The following is a 19,485-nucleotide window of genomic DNA, read 5'->3' as shown; positions in this document are numbered from 1 at the left end:
AAAGGATGTCAATGGTCCTTGGGCCGCCTGGGCAGAACCAGCTCCTCGTGATCGAGTTCGCGGTTGAGCACCCGCAGGCTGTCGTCGTTGAGACGGCCCGCGTCCCGCCAGCGCAGCAGCTCCTCACGCTCGGCGTCGATCACCGCCTGCCGGACCATGAGGGCCGCCTCGTACTGCGGTGACTTGGGCAGCTCGTGCGATTCGACCTGTTCGAGCAGGTCGAGGCGGCGGCGGTACCGGTCGAGGCGCACCTCCAGCTGGCGGCGCATGGTCTCGATCGCCTCCACCTCGACGTTGTCGTGCTGCTGCTCCCTGATGTCCTCGAGCCGGTCCAGGGCGGCGCGGACCGCGGCCGAGCGGGCCTCGTTGCGCAGCATGGCGTTGTCCTTGTCGTTGGCGCGCAGGCCCAGCCGGCGGACCAGCGGGGCGAAGGTGAGCCCCTGCCCGATCAGCGTGACCATCACCACCGCGATGGCGCAGAAGTGCAGCAGCTCCCGGTCCGGGAAGCCGGCCGGCAGCGTGAAGACCGCGGCCAGGGTGATCACGCCTCGGGTTCCTGCCCAGCTCAGCGCGGTCACCTCCTTGCCGGTGAGCGGTGTCTCCCGCTTGGAGTTGTCCTCCTCCGCCTCGCTGAGCTCCTGCCCGCCGAGGCGGGTGTGCAGCTGGCGTGGCATCAGCTGGGTGGCGACCAGCCAGAGCGGGCGCAGCAGCAGGACCACGCCGAGAGTGATCACCAGGGCGATGACGATGGTGCTGGTGGCGTACTTCGTCAGGCCGTCGACCGTGCTGCGCATCTGCATGCCGATCAGCAGGAAGACCGCGCCCTCCAGCAGGAAGTCGATCAGCCGCCAGACCGCGGTGGTCTGCAACCGGCTGGCGCCGGTGGCGTAGCGCGGGGTGTCGTGCCCGATGATCAGGCCGGCCACCACCACGGCCAGCACGCCGGAGATGAAGACGTAGTGGTGGACGAACGAGTTCTCGCAGATCAGGTACGCGGCCAGCGGGGTGATCAGGGAGAGCGCGTTGGAGCTGAGCGGGTCGGAGCGCAGCGCCTTGAGGAAGCGGACGGTGTAGGCCACGGCGACACCGACCACGACGCCGCCGACGGCCGCGATGACGAACTTGCCGACCGCGTTGTCGAAGTTGAAGTCGTCGGTCTGCTGGGCGGTCACCGCGACCGTCAGGATGGTCAGCGCGGTGGCGTCGTTGAGCAGGCCCTCACCCTGGATCAGGGTGACCAGCTTGCCGGGCAGGCCGGCCTTGCGGCCGACGGCGAGCGCCGCGACCGGGTCGGGCGGCGCGACCGCCGCGCCCAGCGCGACACCGGCCGCCAGCGTGGCGCCGGCCACCCAGAGGGAGAAGCCGACGCCGATCAGGAGCGCGGTGACCAGCACCAGCGCCACCGAGAGGCTGATCACCGTGCGCATGTTGCGCCGGATGTCCAGCAGCGACGAGTCCAGGGCCGCCTTGTAGAGCAGGGGTGGTAGCACGAACGTGAGGATCAGCTGGGGTTCGAGCGGGAAGTTCGGGCCCGGCAGGTATGAATAGACGATGCCGATCACGGTCAGCAGCACGGCCGCGGGGAGGCCGGTCTTTTCGGTGACCCAGCGGACCGCCACGATCACCGCGACGGCACCCAGGGCGAAAGAGAGGATCTCCTCGGGGTTCATTTGATCATTCTCCCCGCCGGCCGATGATCACTGGTCAGCGGTGTCGTCGATCTGTTGCTGCGCGGCCGTGAGGGCCGTGTGGTGTCGCTGGATGACGGGTGTGGCGCCCGTGACGATGCGCCGCACGGCGGGATCGGCGGCGCCGGTGACGAGAACGATCCGGGTGAGCTTGACGGCTTGCTCGTGCGCGAGCAGCTGGCTGTCCACGAAAAGCCGGTCGAACCCGGCGCCGGTGGCCGCCTGGTGCTTGCCGAGCAGGCTCTTCTGCTCGGAATTCGGTGCGTCGGGCAGGTCGACGTCGAGGCCGGCGGCGGCCGTGCGCACGGCGACGTCGAGCTTGCGGTGATAGGCGGCGAAGCGGCGGCCCAGGTCGCGGACGGTGGCGGTGGTCCCCTTGCGGGCGGCGAGCCGGCCGAGCTTGATCTGGGCCAGATTGCCCTGGTGGGCGGCGATCAGGAAGTCGGCATCCGGGCTGATCGGGCGGGCCGGCGCGGCCTCGGCGAGGGTGGCCGGTGCGGCGACGGCCAGGACGATTCCCAGGGTGACGATGAGGCGACGTAGTGACATAACCGCAGGATAACTAGACAAATAGGGCGTTACGGTCGCTCACTCGAACGGGTCCGAGGAGGACCGGGCCACGGACGCGCCGGACCACATCGCCATGGTCCAGCGCGTCGCCGCCGGGATGGCCGGGTGCTGCCTTGTCGCGATCGGGACCGCCCACATGCGCATGGAGCGGCCCCGACCTCGTCAACACGTCAGTAGCGGTAGTGGTCCGGCTTGAACGGGCCGTCCACGTCCACACCCAGGTATTCCGCCTGCTTCTTGGTGAGCTTGGTGAGACGGACGCCGAGCGCGTCCAGGTGCAGCCGGGCGACCTTCTCGTCCAGGTGCTTGGGCAGGACGTAGACCTGCTTCGCATACTCACCGGGCTTGGTCCAGAGCTCGATCTGGGCCATCACCTGGTTGGTGAACGAGTTCGACATCACGAAGCTGGGGTGGCCGGTGGCGTTGCCCAGGTTCATCAGCCGGCCCTCGGAGAGCACGATCACCGAGTGGCCGTCCGGGAACCGCCACTCGTGCACCTGCGGCTTGATCTCGACCTTCTCGATGCCGGGCACCTTCGCCAGGCCCGCCATGTCGATCTCGTCGTCGAAGTGGCCGACGTTGCCGACGATCGCGTTGTGCTTCATCGCGGAGAGGTGCTCGACCGTGATGATGTCGGTGCCGCCGGTGGTGGTGATGAAGATGTCGGCCTCGCCGATCACGTCCTCGATCCGGACCACCTGCATGCCGTCCATGGCGGCCTGCAGCGCGCAGATCGGGTCGACCTCGGTGACGACGACCCGGGCGCCCTGCCCGCGCAACGTCTCCGCGGAGCCCTTGCCGACGTCGCCGTACCCGCAGACCACGGCGAGCTTGCCGCCGAGCATCACGTCGGTGGCCCGGTTCAGGCCGTCGACGAGCGAGTGGCGGATGCCGTACTTGTTGTCGAACTTGCTCTTGGTGACCGCGTCGTTGACGTTGATCGCCGGGAAGAGCAGGGTGCCCTCCTTGGCCAGCTTGTAGAGCCGGGCCACACCGGTGGTGGTCTCCTCGGTGACACCCTTGATCTCGGCGGCGATGCGGGTGAACCGCTGCGCGTCCTCCGCGAGGCTGCCGCGCAGCGTCTCGAGGATGATGGAGTACTCGTGGTTGTCGTCCTCGGTGGTCTGCGGCACCGCGCCGGCCGCCTCGAACTCGACACCCTTGTGCACCAGCAGGGTGGCGTCACCGCCGTCGTCCAGGATCATGTTCGGGCCCCGGCCGTCGCCGAAGTCGAACAGCCGCATGGTGGCCCACCAGTACTCCTCCAGCGTCTCGCCCTTCCAGGCGAAGACCGGGACACCGGCCGGGGCGTCCACGGTGCCGTTCGGGCCGACGACGACCGCGGCGGCCGCCTCGTCCTGGGTGGAGAAGATGTTGCAGGAGACCCAGCGCACCTCGGCGCCGAGCGCCACCAGGGTCTCGATCAGGACCGCGGTCTGCACGGTCATGTGCAGCGAGCCGGCGATGCGGGCGCCGGCCAGCGGCTTCGCGTCACCGAACTCGGTGCGCAGCGACATCAGGCCGGGCATCTCGTGCTCGGCGAGACGCAGCTGGTGGCGGCCGGCCTCGGCCAGCGACAGGTCCGCGACGGCGAAATCGATGCCGTTGACGTTCCGGAGTTTCTCGGACATGAAAAGAGGGCTCCTCCCTCTCAGGAGGCGCCCTTGCGTCATCGAACCCGGCCGAGCGTGGCGGATCTGTCGATCCGTTGCAGCGCCTCTCGGTCGGGCACGTACAACAATAGCCAACTCATCGCTTGATCACATCCGGCGGAGCGTTCCGTCGGTGTCGGTTATCACGAACGTGCCGTCACCGAGCGGCTGGAGATCGTAGGCATCGATCGTGGTGATCGGCAGCTCACCGAGCACCTCGCCGGTGCGCGTGGAGATCCGGAAGTGGCGCCACCAGTCACCTTCCCGCGAGTGCTCGCCGGAGATCACCACGATGGCGTTCTCGGTGTCCAGGTAGCCACCGGTCCACTCGAGGGTCACCTCGTCCAGGTCGAGGCCGGGACCGAGGGCCTCGGCGAACGCGGAGATCTTGACGAGGGTTTCCACATCGCCACCCGGGAAGGCGTGGAACGCCACGTCCTCCTGCTCGTGGTGCACCGTCATCAGCTGCCGCTCGTCCGGTGAGACGGCGATCGGGGCCCGGTCGGTCCACGGGTAGGCCTCGACGGTGCCGGACGGCTCGGCCAGGAACACCTTGGTGCCGTCCTGGCCCTCGCCCACGTCGAGCAGCATCCGCCCGTCGCGCAGCGCGAACTGCGTGCCGCCGTGTCCCACCGTCGGCAGCTCGCCGCGGGCCCGTAGCGCGCCGGTCTCCGCGTCCAGCACCAGCCACTCGTCGTGCTCGCCGCGGCCGGCCATCGCGTTCGGCACGTACACCCAGACCTGGCGGTCGTCGTGCGAATAGGCGCAGCCGGTGCTGGCCAGCCCGCCCTCCGGCCCGTACGGCCCGAGGTCGTGGCGCCACTTCTCGCGGCCGGCCGGATCCACGCAGACCACCGCGTGATCGGTGGCGTAGACGACCCGGTCGCGGGTGCTCGCCACGGTGTGGCTCTCGGTGCCCGGCTCCCCGTAACGCGCCGGCGGGGGCACCGGAACGATGTGGAGCAGTTCGAGTCCGGCGTCGAAGATCTCGACGCCGCGGTCCGTCAAGCGGGAGATCACGCGCACGGCGCGCAGCGTAACCCGGTTTCTGGCGGCCGCGGGGTTCAATCCGTCACGCGATGGGGCGAGAAAACATCAAGGACCTTCCATAAGCCATCGAAAACCGCTCATTCTGTACGCGTGAAGCACCCGTACCGCATTCGCGAGATCGCCGCCCAGGCCGGCCTCAGCCCCGCGACCGTGGACCGCGTGCTGCACAACCGCGGCGGGGTCCGGCAGAGCACCGCCCGTCAGGTGCACCAGGCGATCGCCGAGCTGGACCGGCAGCCGCTCGGTGGGCGGGATCTCCTGATCGACGTGGTGCTGCACACCTCGCGCCGGCACGCGGCAGCGGTGCGGGCGGCCCTCGACGCCGAGACGCCCGACCTCGCCCCGGCGGTGCTCAAGCCCCGGATCCACCTCGCCGAACAGCCGGGGGACGACCTGCTGCGCGCGGTGGAACGGGTGGGCCGTTCCCGCTCGCACGGCGTGATCGTGATGGCCCCGCCCGGCCCCGGGGTGGCGGACGCGGTGGCCCGGCTGGGCGTTCCGGTGGTCACGCTCAACACCGATCTGCCGGCCGGCAAACGGATCGCGCACGTGGGCGTGGCCGAGTTCGACTCCGGGGCGACCGCGGCGCACCTGGTCGAGCAGCGGCTCGCGGACCGGGCCGGCGACGTCCTGGTGATCAACGGAAAGGGCGAGCGGGAGGCCGGTTTCCGCGCGGTGCTGAACGACCGTGCGACGCCCCGCCGGCTGCTCACGGTCGACAGCGCCGAACCCGGGCCGGTGCGTGCCGTGCTGGCCGCCAGCCCGTCGATCCGGGCTGTGTATTCGGCCGGCACCTGCGGGAACGCTGCCGTGGTGGCGGCTTTCGCGGCGGAGCACCGCAACTACGACGTATTCGTGGCGCACGGCCTGGACCGGGAGAACCTGGAGCTGCTGCGGGCCGGTCGGCTCTCCGCGGTGCTGCACCAGGACCTGCGGACCGACCTGCGGCACGCCTGCCTGGCGATCCTGCGGGCTCAGGGCGCGCTGCCCGGCGCGATCCGTTCCCACCCGTCGGCGGTCCAGGTCGTCACCCCCTTCAACGTTCCACCGGCGGAGTTCTGACGCGGTCATTTGCTTGCCATTGCCTGCAAGAAACGAGCAGAAAGTCGAAAAAGCTCTACAGCTACTTGTGAGTCAAATCACCGGCCTTCTATCGTCGGCTCACTCCATCGAAGAGAAACGAGCCCTCGATGTCATATGAAGCTGGGCGGGCCGGCGTTCCACCGCGCTGGGCCGCCCTGGCCGTCGGTGCGGTGGTCGGCCTCACCGCCGTTCCGCTCCCCGCCTCCGCCGTCCCCGCTCCCGCTCCCCGGACTGCTCCGGTGGTCACCCGGGCCGCCCTCGATCCCGCCCTCGTCGCCGGCCGCGGCGCCACCGTCGCCTTCGACGAACAGGAGGCCGAGCACGCTGCCACGAACGGGACGGTGATCGGGCCGGACCGGACCGCTTACACATTGCCGGCCGAGGCGTCCGGCCGCTCCGCCGTCACCCTCGCCCCGGGCGAGTGGGTGGAGTTCACCCTGCCCCGGGCGGCCAACGCGATCACCGTGCGATACAGCATCCCGGACGCTCCGCGCGGTGGCGGGATCACGGCGCCGCTGTCGGTCACCACCCGGCACGGCGCCCGGACGATGACCCTCACGTCGCAGTACTCCTGGCTCTACAACCAGTACTCGTTCACCAACGACCCGCAGGCAGACCTCCTGCACCCGGACTGGTGGATCACCGAGTGCCAGTGCGTGCCGGCCGCCACCGAGCCGCGCCCGGTGATCAGCAAGCCGTTCCGGCCCGCCCACTTCTACGACGAGCAGCGGATGCTCCTCGGGCGGGCGCACCGGGCCGGCGACCGGATCCGGCTCACCGCGCGGACCGTCCCGACCACCATCGACCTGCTCGACTCGGAGCTGGTCGGCCTGCCGAAGGTCGACCCGGGCGCGGTCAACGTGCTGCTGTTCGGCGCCGACCCCACCGGGCGCCGGGATTCGGCGCCGGCCATCGACAAGGCCATCGCGTACGCGAAGAAGAAGCACCGTGCGGTCTATCTGCCGCCCGGCGTCTTCCAGGTGAACCGGCACATCGTGGTCGACGACGTGACGATCAAGGGCGCCGGCAACTGGTACACGATCGTCCGCGGCCGTGAGGTGGCGCTGTCCCAGCCGGCGCCGGACGGCTCGGTGCACACCGGGGTCGGCTTCTACGGCCGCAGCGCCGCCGAGGGCGGCAGCCGCAACGTGCACCTCGCCGACTTCGCCATCCAGGGCGACGTGCGCGAGCGGATCGACACCGACCAGGTGAACGGCGTGGGCGGTGCGATGAGCGACTCGACGATCCGCGGCCTGCACATCCAGCACACCAAGGTGGGCCTCTGGTTCGACGGCCCGATGTCGAACGTCCGGGTGACCGACAACATCATCGTCGACCAGATCGCCGACGGGCTGAACTTCCACACCGGCGTCACCGGTTCCCTGGTGCGCAACAACTTCGTCCGCAACACCGGCGACGACGCGCTGGCCATGTGGTCGGAGAAGACGGCGAACTGGGGCAACACCTTCGACCGCAACACCGTCCAGACGCCGACGCTGGCCAACGGCATCGCGATCTACGGCGGCACCGACATCACGGTGTCGAACAACCTGGTCGCCGACCCGATCCGGGAGGGCAGCGCGCTGCACGCCGGCAGCCGCTTCGGCGCGGAGCCGTTCAGCGGCCGGCTGCGGTTCGCCGGCAACACCACGGTGCGGGCCGGGACGTATGAGCTGAACTGGAACATCGGGCTCGGCGCGATCTGGTTCTACGCGCTGGACCGGGACATCGACGCCGACGTGCAGGTGGTCGGCGACCACTACCTGGACAGCACGTACAACGCGATCATGCTGGTCGCGGACTGGCCGGTGAAGGACCTGTACTCGATCGACCGGGTGGCGTTCCGGGACGTCCGGGTCGACGGCGCCGGCACCAGCGTGCTCAGCGCGCGGGTCGGCGGCTCGGCGAGCTTCCAGAACGTGGACGCCCGCAACGTGGGCGCGGTCGGGGTGAACAACTGCGGCCGGTTCAACTTCCCGCCCGCGGGCTCCGAGTTCGGGCTCACCGATCTCGGCGGCAACGACGGTGGCTGGCTCCAGCCGTACCTGCCCAACGTGCTCACCTGCAACGACCGGCCGCCGGTCGTCGCGCCGCCGCCGCCCGCGCCCTGGTGACCGCGGTGTCCTGCTGAGAGCGGCCGTGACCGACTGTGACTGCTCGTCACGGGTGGTCACGGCCGTCGGTGTCTCCGGACTTCCCTCGGTCGTTGACACTGGGGAGGCCGGGCACTCGTTTGGTTTTCGGGCGGGGGGCTTGGGTAGCCTTGTCGCGCTTCGAGGACCTGGAGATGGGAAATACGTTGAGCCGAACCCTGTTGGTCACCGGCGGCGCCGGTTTCGTCGGCAGCGCCCTGATCAAGTCGTTGCTGACGGATTACCCGGATGCGGCCATCGTCTCCTTGGACAACTACTTCACCGGGGCGCCGGAGAACCACGTCAACGACCCCCGGGTCACCTACATCGACGGCTCGACCATGGACCTTGCCAAGATCTGGGCGGACCGCGGCCTGCCCGGCCCGGAGCTGGTCTTCCACATGGGGGAGTACTCGCGCATCGTCCAGTCTTTCGAAGACCACGATCTGACGTGGGACTTCAACCTCCTCGGCACCAAGGAGGTGGTGAAGTTCGCGGCCGGGCACGGGGCGAAGCTGATCTACGCGGGGTCCAGTTCCAAGTTCGGCAACGACGGGCAGGACGAGAACCTCAACCCGTACGCGTGGACCAAGGCCAAGAACATCGAATACATCAGGAACTACGCGAACTGGTACGGCCTGGACTACGCCATCACGTACTTCTACAACGTCTACGGGCCGGGACAGATCACCACCGGTAAGTACGCGACCGTGATCGGCATCTTCGAGCGGCAGTACCTGGCGGGCGAGCCGCTCACTGTGGTCTCCCCGGGCACCCAGACCCGCGACTTCACCCACATCGACGACATCGTCCGCGGCCTCGTGCTGGTCGCACGTGAGGGCGCCGGCGACGGTTATCTGCTGGGCACCGGCACCGAGTGGCCGCTGCTCGACGTGGCCAAGATGTTCGGCGGCGAGTACGAGATGGTTCCCGCGCTGCGTGGCGAGCGCACCCGCGGTCAGGCCGACACCACCCAGGCCAACGCGCTCGGCTGGCAGCCGGAACACCGCCTCGACGAGTACATCGCGACGTTCGTGGCGACCCACCCGCGTTGATCGCGACCGGCGCGTCCGGTCGCCGCCTCTCGCGTTGATCTGACTTTCTCGCGTTGATCGGAAAGGACGCCCTGGATTCGGTGGAATGTTTCGGCCGGATCGGGGCATCCGGCGGGCATGGACAACCGGATCAGGGTGGCCGTCATCGACGAGAACGAACGTTTCGTCCGGGCCCTGGAGCTGCTCATCCCCGAGGTGAGCGGTGGAAACGCGTCCGTCGTCGCCACCGCCGCCGATGCGGGCCAGGTCAGGCGAGCGGTGCGCGACGGCGTGCCCGACATGCTTTTTCTCAGCCTGCAGCTGCCGCCGGTGGGTGGTCTCCGGGTCATCGGGGCGATCCGTGAGGGCGCGCCGCGGGCGCGCGTCGTGGCGGTCGCGGACGAGGACGACCCGAGCCTGGTGATCGACGCGCTGCGGGCGGGCGCGGCCGGCTTCCTGCGCCGCAGCACCGAGCCCGAGGAGCTGCGGCCCCCGCTGCTGGCGGCGCTGGACGGCTGGTCGGTGCTGCCGCCGCACCCGCTGGCCGCGCTGGTCGAGCAGAGTCGCCCGCAGGCGGCACAGGCCACCGCGCATCTCGACGACGCCGAGCGGCGGCTGCTGCGGCTGATCGCCGCCGGCTCGTCGACCAGCGACATCGCCGGGGTGCTGCACGTCTCCGACCGTACGGTCAAGCGCCTGACCGCGAGCCTGCTGCGGAAGTTGAAGGTCTCCAGCCGCACCGAGGCGGCGGCCCTGGCCGGCAGTTCCGGCATGCTCGAGATCAACGCCGCCTGACCTCCCGCCCGCCGGCGATCACGCCGACGGGCGAATGATCGATCGTCGTCGGCCGGCAGCTCAACTTGTCGGCCTGGGCGCCCAGGGTGCTGGTGTGATCCAGCACCTAGGGTTCGTTTCCATGTCAACGAAACCGCTTCGCGTCCTCGTGCTGATGTGCAGCAACCGCCCCGGCGCCCTGGGCCCGGCCGTGCGGGACTGGCTGATGGAGTCGATCACTGCCCGCGCCACGGAACTCGGCGCCGAGCTGGTGCCGGTGGCAATCGGCGATCTGAACCTGCCGTTCCTCGACGAGGAGGAAGATCCCTCGTCGGGCGTTTACCGCCAGGAGCACACCCGCCGGTGGAGCGCGATCGTCGACGCGGCGGACGGGTTCATCGCCGTCACGCCGGAATACAGCTACGGGATGCCGGCGACCCTGAAGAACGCGCTCGACCACCTCGGCCGCGAGTGGGCGTGGAAGCCGATCGGTTTCGTCAGCTACGGCACCACGTCGGCGGGCACCCGGTCGGTTCAGCACGCCCAGCAGGTGGTGACCACGCTGCGCCTGGTCCCGTTGGGCGCCACGGTCGCGATCCGCATCGGTGACGCGATCGAGAACGGCCGGCTGCGGCCCGACGCCGGCCGGGACACGGCGGGTGCCGGCCTGCTGGACGAGCTGGTCCGGGTGGCCCACGCCCTGCGGCCGATGCGCGACCGCACCCGGCCCGGGGTGCGGTCCGGACCGGTGCCGGGGTCCTACGTGAGACGGCTGAACGCCGATGACGCGCCCGAGGTCACCGTGCTGCAACGGTGCTGCTGGGTGGACGAGGCCGTCATCAACGGCACCATGGACATCCCGGCCCTGCACGAGTCGCCGGCGGAGGTGCGCGACTGGCTGGCGGCCTGGCACACCACCGGGCTGTGGCTGGACGGCCGGCTGCTGGGCATGGTGCGGACCCGCCGCGTCGGCACCGACTGGCATGTGGGCCGGCTCGCCGTCGTGCCCGATCTGCGCGGCCGGGGGCTGGGCCGATGGCTGCTGCGCACCGCCGAGGCCGCCGCCCCGCCGGAGTGCCGCGGCATCCTGCTGTTCACCGGCGCCAAGAGCGCGCGCAACATCGACTTCTACCAGGGTGAGGGATACCGGGCGATGCCGCCCGCCGGCCCGGAGGACATCACCCGTCTCATCAAGGAGCTGCCGGGTGGGCAGCGCTGACTTCGCGCCGCCCACCCGGCAGGGCGGGCCCTAACCGGTCACCCGGGGCCGGCTGGTGACCGCGGACAGCGGGGTGGCCACGTCCTCGAGGGACTTGTTCTCGGCGTCGATGCCGATCACCGCTTCCACGATGCCGCCGATGGCCATCACCCCGGCGCCGATCAGGAAGCCGATGAACAGCTTGCCGGGGTCGTCGCCCTCGCCGATCAGGGCGCCGTAGAGGACCGGGCCGATCGCGCCGAAGCACTGGGCGATGGCGAAGAAGACGGCGATCGCCTGCGCCCGGATCTCCAGCGGGAAGATCTCGCTGACCGTGAGGTACGCCGAGCTGGCGCCCGCCGACGCGAAGAAGAAGATCACGCTCCACGCGATCGTCTGCGTCGTCGCAGTCAGGGCGCCCTGATGGAACAGCACCGCGGTGATCGCGAGCAGGGCACCGGACAGCAGATAGGTGCCGGCGATCATCTTGCGGCGGCCGACCGTGTCGAAGAGCCGCCCGAGGGTCAGCGGGCCGATCAGGTTGCCGGCCGCGAACGCCACCAGATAGAGCGGGGCGTTCTTCTCGTCCACACCGTAGAACTTGGTGAGCACCATCGTGTACGTGAAGAAGATCGCGTTGTACAGGAAGGACTGCGTGATCATCAGCGTGGCGCCCAGAACCGACCTCGAGGGATAGAGCCGGAACAGCACCCGCAGCAGTGACAGATAACCGTGCGGCCGGCTCGGCTGGATCTCGATGGCCTTGGACTCGTCCAGCGGCGGCAGCGTCTGGCCGGAAGCCTCGACAGCGCGCTCGATCCGGGCGATGTTCTCCTCGGCCTCCTGCTCGCGGCCGTGCATGATCAGCCAGCGCGGGCTCTCCGGGAGGTGCCGGCGAAGACCCCAGATCGCCAGGCCGATGACCGGGCCGATCAGGAAGCCGATCCGCCAGGCCCAGTCCAGCTGCACGTTGTTGAGCAGGATGTAGGTGCCCAGGGTGCCGATGATCGCGCCACCCCAGTAGGTGCCGTTGACGCCGATGTCGACGCGGCCGCGGTACTTCGCCGGCATCATCTCGTCGATCGCGGAGTTGATCGCGGCGTACTCGCCGCCGATGCCGGCTCCGGCGATGAATCTCGTGAGATACAGGAAGACCAGTGCCGCCGGGCCGTTACCCCAGGTCAGCGCGGTCAGCGCGTTGCCGCCGAGATAGACGGCGAGGGTGATGATGAACAGGTTCTTGCGGCCCAGAGCGTCCGAGAGCCGGCCGAAGAACAGTGCGCCGAACACCTCGCCGAGCAGATAGACGGTGGCAATGAGCCCGACCTGCGTCGAACTCAAAGCCAAGGTCTCCTGTTGGGCGAGCACCGGCCCGACCGCGCTGGCGACGGTGATCTCGAGTCCGTCCAGGACCCACGCCGTGCCGAGCGCCAGGATGATCCGGGTGTGGAACGGTGACCAGCTCAGCCGGTCGATGCGAGCGGGGATCAGGCTCCGGATCGGCCCGGTGGCCGTCGCGGATGCCGGTGACCCGAGGCTCTCTGCCATGGATGCACCTCCATGCATACGTGATGATGGCCGCCGGGATACCCAGCCGATTCACAGATATCCATCGGGGTACGGCTTGTTTAGCCGTCGCCGGTCGCGGTAAGCCCCGGGTCGGAGGGAAGGGGACCGCTGTGGGTCGTACCAAAAAAGCGTTGTTGATCGTCGCCCCGCTCGTGGCCGGCGCCGCGGTCGCGGTTCGGAGGAAACGCCGGGCCGGCGCCGCGGCGGACCATCGACGACATGTGGTGACCGTCTACCGGCCGTTGTCCGAGGTGGAGGCGACGCAACTGCCCGGGTCGCTGACCGAGATCGTGGACGGGGTGCAGATCGACCTCCGTGCCGCGCCCGGCGGCCGGGGCACCGAGATCGCCGTGCGCGTTCCCGAAGGATCCGAGGTTTCGGTCGGGGACGTCCGCCGCGCGCTGCGCGAGACCCGCTCCCTGCTCGAGGTGGGCGACGTGCTGATGCCGGACGGACCGCCGACCACGAAACCGACGCTGTTGAACCGGCCGTTGCGGGCGGCTACCGAACACGGCCGTGAGGGAGGGCTGCTGTGAAGGCGTTGCAGTGGCAGGGAGTGAACAAGCTGGCCGTGGGCGAGGTTCCGGACCCGGAGCTGCGCAACCCCGGCGACATCATCGTCAAGGTCACCAGAACCGTCACGTGCGGCTCCGACCTGCACCTGATCGGCGGCTACATCCCCTTCATGGAGAAGGGCGACGTGCTCGGGCACGAGTTCATCGGCGAGGTCGTCGAGGTCGGCCCGGACGTGCAGCGTCACCGGGTCGGCGACCGGGTGGTGGTCTCCTCGTTCATCGCCTGCGGCACCTGCTGGTTCTGCGATCAGAAACTCTTCTCGCTGTGCGACAACGGCAACACCAACCCGGCGATCACCGAGACGCTGTGGGGTTATTCGCCGGGCGGCTGCTTCGGTTACTCGCACGCGATGGGCGGCAACGCCGGCAGTCACGCCGAGTACATCCGGGTGCCGTTCGCCGACGTCGGAGCGTTCACCATCCCGGACACCGTCAGCGACGAACGCGCGCTGTTCGCCTCGGACTCGGCGTCGACCGGCTGGATGGGCGCCGACCTCGGCGGCGTCAAGTCCGGCGACGTGGTGGCGGTCTGGGGCGCCGGCGCGGTCGGTCAGATGGCCGCCCGGGCCGCGGTCCTGCTCGGCGCCGACCGGGTGATCGTCATCGACCGCCTGGACAACCGTCTCCAGCAGGTCGAGAAGCACATCGGCGCGGAGACGCTGAACTACGAGCGCACCGACGTCGCCGCCGAACTGCGCGAGCTCAGCGGCGGCCGGGGACCGGACGTCTGCATCGAGGCGGTCGGCATGGAGGCGCACTCGCCCGGGCCCCAGTTCGGATATGACCAGCTCAAGCAGCAGCTGCGGCTGCAGACCGACCGGCCCGTCGCGGTCCGCGACGCCATCCACGCCTGCCGCAAGGGCGGCTCCGTGTTCGTGCTCGGCGTCTTCGCCGGCTTCGTGGACAAGTTCCCGCTCGGCGCGCTGATGAACAAGGGCCTCACCGTGCGGGGTGCGCAGATGCACGGCCAGCGGTACATCCCGATGCTGCTGGAGCGGATGGCCCGCGACGAATTGACCACCGAACACCTGGCCACGCACGTGATGCCGCTCGACGAGGCGCCGGAGGGGTATCGCATCTTCAAGGAGAAGGAGGATGGTTGCGTGCGTGCCGTCTTCACACCCTGACCCCCTGGGCGTAGCTGTCGTCGGGTTCGGCTGGATGGGCCGGGTGCACACCCAGTCGTACGTGCGGCTGCCCCACCATTTTCCCGGCATCGCCCGGCCCGCCCTGATCGCGGTGGCCGATGACGTCCCGGGGCGGGCCGCTTCGGCGGCCTCGCTCCACGGGTTCACCTCGTCGGTCACCGACTGGCGTGAGCTGGTCGGCGACCCGCGGATCGATGCGGTGAGCATCACGGCGCCGAACTTTTTGCACCGCGAGATGGGCAGCGCGTTCGCGGCGGCCGGCAAACACATCTGGATCGAGAAACCGGTCGGGTCGAGCGCGGCGGACGCACGGGCGATCGCCGGGCCCGGGCAGGTGTGCGTCGGGTTCAACTACCGGCATGCGCCGGCCGTGGCGAAGGCCGCGCAGCTGCTGCGCGAGGGAGCCGTCGGGCGGATCACCCACGCCCGGTTCAGCTGGCTCAGCGACTATGCCGCCTCCCCGGACATCGCACTGAGCTGGCGTTTCTCGCGTTCGCGAGGCGGCAACGGCGTGCTAGGCGACCTGGGGGCGCACGCCGTCGACATGGTCCGGCACCTGCTCGGCGAGATCACCGCGGTGGTCGCGGCCGAGACGGCGACCTTCATCCCGTCGCGGTCGCGCCCGCTCGGGGCGACCACCGGACATGCGCTCGGCGGCGGAGAACCAGGGCCGGTGGAGAATGAGGACTGGTTCGTGGCGCTGCTGCGCACCGGATCGGGCGTGCGGGTGACTGTCGAGGCCAGCCGGGTCGCGGTGGGGTCGCAGAACGAATACGGGTTCACGATCCACGGGACGCAGGGGGTGTTGAGCTGGGACTTCCGCCGGATGGGGGAGTTGCGGCTGGGGGACTCGACGGTGTTCGCGGGGCCGGGGGACGGGGAGTTCGCGGCGTTCCAGCCGGGCGCGGGGATCGCGATGAGCTACGACGACCTCAAGGTGATCGAGGCAGCGCAGTTCCTGCGGTCGATCACCTCCGGGACGGTGACCGGCGCGGCCACCCTGGCGGACGCCGTCCGGGCCTCGGAGGTCCTCGAAGCGATCGAGGAAGCGGCGGCCGGCTAGAACGTGTGGTGGTAGAGCGAACACCCCTTGCAGACCTCCGGCGGCTCGGCACTCGCCAGCCGGCGGCGGAAATCCCGGTACGCCGGACCGCGCCAGATCTCCGGGAAACCCTCCTCGGACAGGTCGCCCAGCGACACCCGGTCGTCGCCCATCACCATGCAGCACGGCTGCACCCTGCCGGCGCTGGTGATGTACGCGGCGTCCCAGGGCCACGTGCAGCCCCCGCCCGCCACCTCGGCTCCTTCGGTCAGACGGGGCAGCCTCACCCGTACCCCCAGATCCTTGGCGACCTTCGCCGCCTCGCCGAAGGCGGCGGTGGCCCGCTGCAGGTCGGCGCCGGTCCACAGCGCCTGATCCGCGGTGAACGCCCGGATCTCCTCGTAGCGGCCCGCCGGATCGGTGTCGTCGAAACTGTGTGAAAGATTCTGCACGCGCAACTCGTCGACACCGATCTCACCGAGCAGCCGGACCAGCGCGGGCAGCTCGGCGACGTTGTCACGCATCGCCACGAACACCACCCGGATCCACGGCGTCGCGCTGTTCGCCGCACGCTTGGCGCGGACCAGCCCGGCGAGGTTCGCGACCACGGTGTCGAAGCGGGCGCCGTCCCGGATCATCTCGTAGGCCCGCGCGCTCGCCCCGTCCAGCGACACGTGCAGCCAATCCACCCGGCTCGCCACCAGCTCCTCGGCCCGCCGCCGGTTCAGCAGCGTCGCATTGGTGTTGAAACCGACCCGGATGTCGCGCCGCACCGCCGCCGCGATCATCTCCGGCAGATGCGGTGACAGCATCGGCTCGCCCAGCCCCTGCAGGGTGAGCTGCCGCAACGGCACGTCGGCCACCAGCCGGTGGAACATCTCCGGCGGCATCGCGCCGGCCAGCTTGTTGACCGGCGGGCGATAGCGCACCAGGCACATCGTGCAGCGCAGATTGCACGCGGAGGTCACCTCCACCTGGAGGTGCGCGGGAAGCGGCGGATCCAGCTCTACCGGCATCCGGCGGGCATGCCCAACATCGAGGAACAGAAACCCGCTGGCGGTACGACCTTCGTCAGGCCCCTTCGCCGGGTTTGTTCGCGCCGTCCGCTCCCGCCCCGTTCTCCCCGTCGGCTTCGTTCTGTTCTCGTCCGCGGTTCCCGTCGCCTTCTCCGGAGGAGAGGCCCGGTCGCCTCCCCTCGATGGCATCCGGGCCCCTCCCGTCGGGGCGACACCCCCGTGCTTCGGGTGTCGTGTCGTTGGGGGACACGGATAGGTGGCGAGTGGGGCCGGAAAGGTTGCCCCGAACCCAAAAGTTTTTCTCCGGCCGGTCCCGCCGCCCGCCGGGCAGGTGTTCAGGCGGCGAGTGCGGCCTCGACCGCGGACCTCGGGCTGGTCAACACCGCGACGTCCTCGATCAGCTCCGCGGCCGGCGCCATGCTCGCCTGCGCCAGCACGACGACGTCGACGTCCGGCGCCAGTTTCGCTGCCTGCACGGCGATGTCCGCGTAGTAGCGCTCGAACTCGCCCGCCTCGAAATGCCGCCACGCGCTCGCCAACACCGCCGCTGTGAGCACCACCGGAACGCCGGCACGGTCCGCGCTCGCACGCAGCAACTCCAGTGTCGGCTCCAGCGTGGACTCCGTGGTGACCAGCACGCCGACGCGCCCACCGGCAGCGACCGCAGCCTCCGCCATCGGCCGGTCCGCGCGCAGCACCGGCACACCGAGCGCCGGGGCAGACTCCTCCGCCACGGCCCCGATCGTCGAGCAGGTGCACACGATCACCCTGGCACCGCCGGCGACGAGCTCGCTGAGCCGGTCGTGGACGCGTGCGGCCAGCCCCGCGGTCAGACCCGCGGCGCGCGCGTCGGCCAGCAGTTGTTCGTCGACCAGGTGCCGCGCCGCCCGCTCCGGGGCCAGCTCCTCCACCAGCCGCCCGAACGTCGTGACATGCACCTCGGCCGTGTGCAGAAACCCGATCGTCGCCACGCCGCAGTCTGGCACACCGTGCCGCTGATCACTCGAACGTCACGACGGCCTCCGGAACCTCTCGGGCGCGAGCCACCTCGGCGGCCTCGGCCTCGACGCGCCGGCGCTGGGCGGCGCTCAACGAGTCGAAGGTCGTCACGGTCAGATCCACTCGTTTCCGCCCGGCCATGCGCGCCCGCCACACCCCGGCGAACTCGCCGTCGACCAGCAGCACGCCAGGATTGCCCAGCGACCGCCACACCTGTTTCTGCCGCTCCCGGTCCGGCAGCAACACCGCCCGATCGCGGGCCTGCAGCAATGGGTCCATGGCCGGCAGCCAGCGCACACCCCGCGGGACAGCGGCGGCCTCCACCTCGGCGACCGCGGATTCGGGAAGCCAGGCTATCCGCCCGTCGACCCGCACCTCGGTCAGCGAAGCCGGCCACACCTTCCGGATCTCCGCGGTCGAACTGCCCAGATAACCCGCCACCTCGGCCGGGGAGGCCGGCCCGAGGAACCGCAGATAGGTCTCGATCAGCCGGTCGACGCCCGCGTTCTCCGCCGGGATCGCCGGTGCATCCGGCAGCGGGCCGAGCAGTGCGTCCCGCCCGCGGGACAGCACCTCCACCCCGCCCGCCAGACCGGCGTGCTGCCACACGTTGCCGGCGATGTGCCGCGCCCCGCAGCCCCGGCAGTCGTAGGTCAACTCGGCGGGCACCCGCCGGCTCACCTCGGTGCTCGCCGCACCGCGCGGCATCGGCGCGGTCACCACCTCGCGGAACGCTTCGGCCGTCACGGTGAACGCACGGATGCCGAGCGGCACCCCGTCGGGGATCTGGGCACTGTTGATGCGGGCTCGGGCGTCGGCCTCGGAGACCGGCCACAGCTGCCGGACCAGGGCGGGAACGTCGGACCGCCGGTGCAGATGCGGAGCACCGCGGGCGGCCCAGACGGTGATCAGGCGGTCGTCGGTGAAGGCCGCGCTGGTGCGTGCGGCGAGGGCGACGTGGGCGGAGCCCGGCGAATATTCCTGGATTCCCAGGTCGAGCACCGGAAGGTCGGCGGGCGGCGCACCCGAGCGATCGGCCAGCCCGAGGGCAGCGACCCGGTACGCCATTACCTGTGCCCGATCCACGCTGATCATCGGCACTCCTCCCGATGCGGCTCCAGTGCTTCTGTGCGGCTCGTGTGCTTCCGGAACAGTCCAAATGCATGTGGTGCGATTCAGGTGCTTCCAGAACAGTCCAAATGCACGTGGTGCGATTCAGGTGCTTCCGGAGCGGTTCAAGTGCGACGACCGTACCGCCGGGATGCGACATTTCTTCGCCGTTCCGGGCGGGTGCCGGATCTCCCGTCGACGTACTCCCAGGTCGCCAGCCGTGTCGGCCCGTACGGACCCTCCTGATGGATCATCGGCTCGCCGGTCAGCCAGTAACCGCACCGGCGCGCCACCAGGGTGCTGGCAGTGTTCGCCGGGTCGATGCGCAGCAGCAACCGGCGTAGTCGGAGAGTGCTGCACGCGTACCCGGAAAGCATTGACAAGGCGGCCGACGCGAGGCCGCGCCGCCGATGCGGGCGACCCACCAGATATCCCAGCTCCGCCTCGCGGAGGTCGTTGTCGACGCCGAAGAGCAGCACCTCGCCGAGTGGGCGCCCGCCGTCCTCGGTGATCGCGAGCTGGATGCGGCTGCCGTTCGTGCGGCCCTGGTAGGCGCGTTTCAGATAGGCCTGGCCGGACTCCGCGTCGAACGGTGACGGCATCGGCGTCCAGCGCGCGATCTCCGGCTCGTCGAGGAGCTCGACCAGGTCGGACAGGTCGTCGGATCGCCACTCGCGCAGCACGATGCCGGTTCCCGACAACCTCAGCGGGTAGGGCAGAGGGGCGGCGGTCACGTCAGAATCCTGCCCATATGGACGTGCTTGCGGCTAGTGGGGATGCGCTGAACGGTTGTTGCCGCCAGCCGGTCCAAAGGCCGATTTCGCTCTTGAGCAGCCGCGTTTTCC

17 protein-coding genes and 1 riboswitch are annotated in these 19,485 nt (G+C 70.0%); of the genes, 8 read left to right on the top strand and 9 right to left on the bottom strand.

Annotated features, from left to right (window positions below; genetic code table 11):
* Positions 1-8: 8 nt before the first annotated feature.
* The 4 genes from AC0NH5_RS27685 to AC0NH5_RS27670 form a co-directional block, all read right to left on the bottom strand.
* Positions 9-1,670, bottom strand: a complete 1,662-nt coding sequence (locus AC0NH5_RS27685; RefSeq protein WP_474409314.1) for a Na+/H+ antiporter — start codon at positions 1,668-1,670, stop codon at positions 9-11.
* Positions 1,671-1,697: 27 nt separating this feature from the next.
* Positions 1,698-2,237, bottom strand: a complete 540-nt coding sequence (locus tag AC0NH5_RS27680; RefSeq protein WP_474409312.1) for a DUF4142 domain-containing protein — start codon at positions 2,235-2,237, stop codon at positions 1,698-1,700.
* Between the two features lie 191 nt (positions 2,238-2,428).
* Positions 2,429-3,889, bottom strand: coding sequence for an adenosylhomocysteinase (gene ahcY, locus AC0NH5_RS27675; protein WP_474409310.1), 1,461 nt, complete (start codon positions 3,887-3,889; stop codon positions 2,429-2,431).
* An 18-nt stretch (positions 3,890-3,907) separates the two neighbouring features.
* Positions 3,908-3,986, bottom strand: a riboswitch (S-adenosyl-L-homocysteine riboswitch).
* Positions 3,987-4,018: 32 nt separating this feature from the next.
* On the bottom strand, positions 4,019-4,936 hold the full coding sequence (locus AC0NH5_RS27670) for a hypothetical protein (RefSeq protein ID WP_474409308.1): 918 nt from the start codon (positions 4,934-4,936) through the stop codon (positions 4,019-4,021).
* A 114-nt stretch (positions 4,937-5,050) separates the two neighbouring features.
* Between AC0NH5_RS27670 and AC0NH5_RS27665 the strand changes: the two genes are divergently transcribed.
* The 5 genes from AC0NH5_RS27665 to AC0NH5_RS27645 all read left to right on the top strand — a co-directional run bounded on the left by AC0NH5_RS27665 (position 5,051) and on the right by AC0NH5_RS27645 (position 11,202).
* A complete protein-coding gene (locus AC0NH5_RS27665; protein WP_474409306.1) occupies positions 5,051-6,022 on the top strand; it encodes a LacI family DNA-binding transcriptional regulator in 972 nt (323 codons plus the stop codon).
* 128 nt (positions 6,023-6,150) lie between these two features.
* The gene (locus AC0NH5_RS27660) at positions 6,151-8,157 is read left to right on the top strand and encodes a glycosyl hydrolase family 28-related protein (protein ID WP_474409303.1); all 2,007 of its coding nucleotides are present in this window, start codon (positions 6,151-6,153) and stop codon (positions 8,155-8,157) included.
* 185 nt (positions 8,158-8,342) lie between these two features.
* Positions 8,343-9,230 carry an NAD-dependent epimerase/dehydratase family protein gene (locus AC0NH5_RS27655; RefSeq protein ID WP_474409301.1) on the top strand — a complete coding sequence of 296 codons (888 nt, stop codon included), beginning with the start codon at positions 8,343-8,345 and terminating at the stop codon, positions 9,228-9,230.
* A 117-nt stretch (positions 9,231-9,347) separates the two neighbouring features.
* Positions 9,348-10,004, top strand: coding sequence for a response regulator (locus AC0NH5_RS27650; protein ID WP_474409299.1), 657 nt, complete (start codon positions 9,348-9,350; stop codon positions 10,002-10,004).
* 121 nt (positions 10,005-10,125) lie between these two features.
* Positions 10,126-11,202 (top strand): GNAT family N-acetyltransferase, encoded by a 1,077-nt coding sequence (locus AC0NH5_RS27645; protein WP_474409297.1) that lies wholly within the window; start codon positions 10,126-10,128, stop codon positions 11,200-11,202.
* Between the two features lie 30 nt (positions 11,203-11,232).
* Here the strand turns inward: AC0NH5_RS27645 and AC0NH5_RS27640 are convergent, their stop codons facing one another.
* Entirely contained in the window at positions 11,233-12,729 is a 1,497-nt protein-coding gene (locus AC0NH5_RS27640; RefSeq protein ID WP_474409295.1) for an MFS transporter, read from the bottom strand.
* A gap of 131 nt (positions 12,730-12,860) precedes the next feature.
* Here AC0NH5_RS27640 and AC0NH5_RS27635 point away from each other — a divergent pair, with 131 nt between their 5' ends.
* The 3 genes from AC0NH5_RS27635 to AC0NH5_RS27625 are packed head-to-tail and all read left to right on the top strand — an operon-like array spanning position 12,861 to position 15,536.
* Positions 12,861-13,286 carry a hypothetical protein gene (locus tag AC0NH5_RS27635; protein WP_474409292.1) on the top strand — a complete coding sequence of 142 codons (426 nt, stop codon included), beginning with the start codon at positions 12,861-12,863 and terminating at the stop codon, positions 13,284-13,286.
* Positions 13,283-14,452, top strand: a complete 1,170-nt coding sequence (locus AC0NH5_RS27630; protein WP_474409291.1) for a zinc-dependent alcohol dehydrogenase — start codon at positions 13,283-13,285, stop codon at positions 14,450-14,452. The genes AC0NH5_RS27635 and AC0NH5_RS27630 overlap by 4 nt, the downstream gene beginning before the upstream one ends.
* Positions 14,433-15,536: a Gfo/Idh/MocA family protein gene (locus tag AC0NH5_RS27625; protein WP_474409289.1), complete on the top strand. Its 1,104-nt coding sequence runs from the start codon at positions 14,433-14,435 to the stop codon at positions 15,534-15,536. The genes AC0NH5_RS27630 and AC0NH5_RS27625 overlap by 20 nt, the downstream gene beginning before the upstream one ends.
* Here AC0NH5_RS27625 and AC0NH5_RS27620 read toward each other — a convergent pair.
* The 4 genes from AC0NH5_RS27620 to AC0NH5_RS27605 all read right to left on the bottom strand — a co-directional run bounded on the left by AC0NH5_RS27620 (position 15,533) and on the right by AC0NH5_RS27605 (position 19,374).
* On the bottom strand, positions 15,533-16,531 hold the full coding sequence (locus AC0NH5_RS27620; RefSeq protein ID WP_474409287.1) for a radical SAM protein: 999 nt from the start codon (positions 16,529-16,531) through the stop codon (positions 15,533-15,535). The two genes, AC0NH5_RS27625 and AC0NH5_RS27620, sit on opposite strands and share 4 nt — an antisense overlap.
* Before the next feature lie 335 nt (positions 16,532-16,866).
* Positions 16,867-17,502: an aspartate/glutamate racemase family protein gene (locus tag AC0NH5_RS27615; RefSeq protein ID WP_474409285.1), complete on the bottom strand. Its 636-nt coding sequence runs from the start codon at positions 17,500-17,502 to the stop codon at positions 16,867-16,869.
* A 28-nt stretch (positions 17,503-17,530) separates the two neighbouring features.
* Positions 17,531-18,625, bottom strand: a complete 1,095-nt coding sequence (locus tag AC0NH5_RS27610; protein WP_474409282.1) for a DNA glycosylase AlkZ-like family protein — start codon at positions 18,623-18,625, stop codon at positions 17,531-17,533.
* Positions 18,626-18,765: 140 nt separating this feature from the next.
* Positions 18,766-19,374, bottom strand: a complete 609-nt coding sequence (locus AC0NH5_RS27605; protein ID WP_474409280.1) for a GNAT family N-acetyltransferase — start codon at positions 19,372-19,374, stop codon at positions 18,766-18,768.
* Positions 19,375-19,485 lie beyond the last annotated feature (111 nt).

This window comes from Actinoplanes sp. 13 (assembly GCF_056134165.1).
The sequence above is the reverse complement of the archived record's forward strand: the minus strand, read 5'-3'. Positions and strand labels throughout refer to the sequence as shown.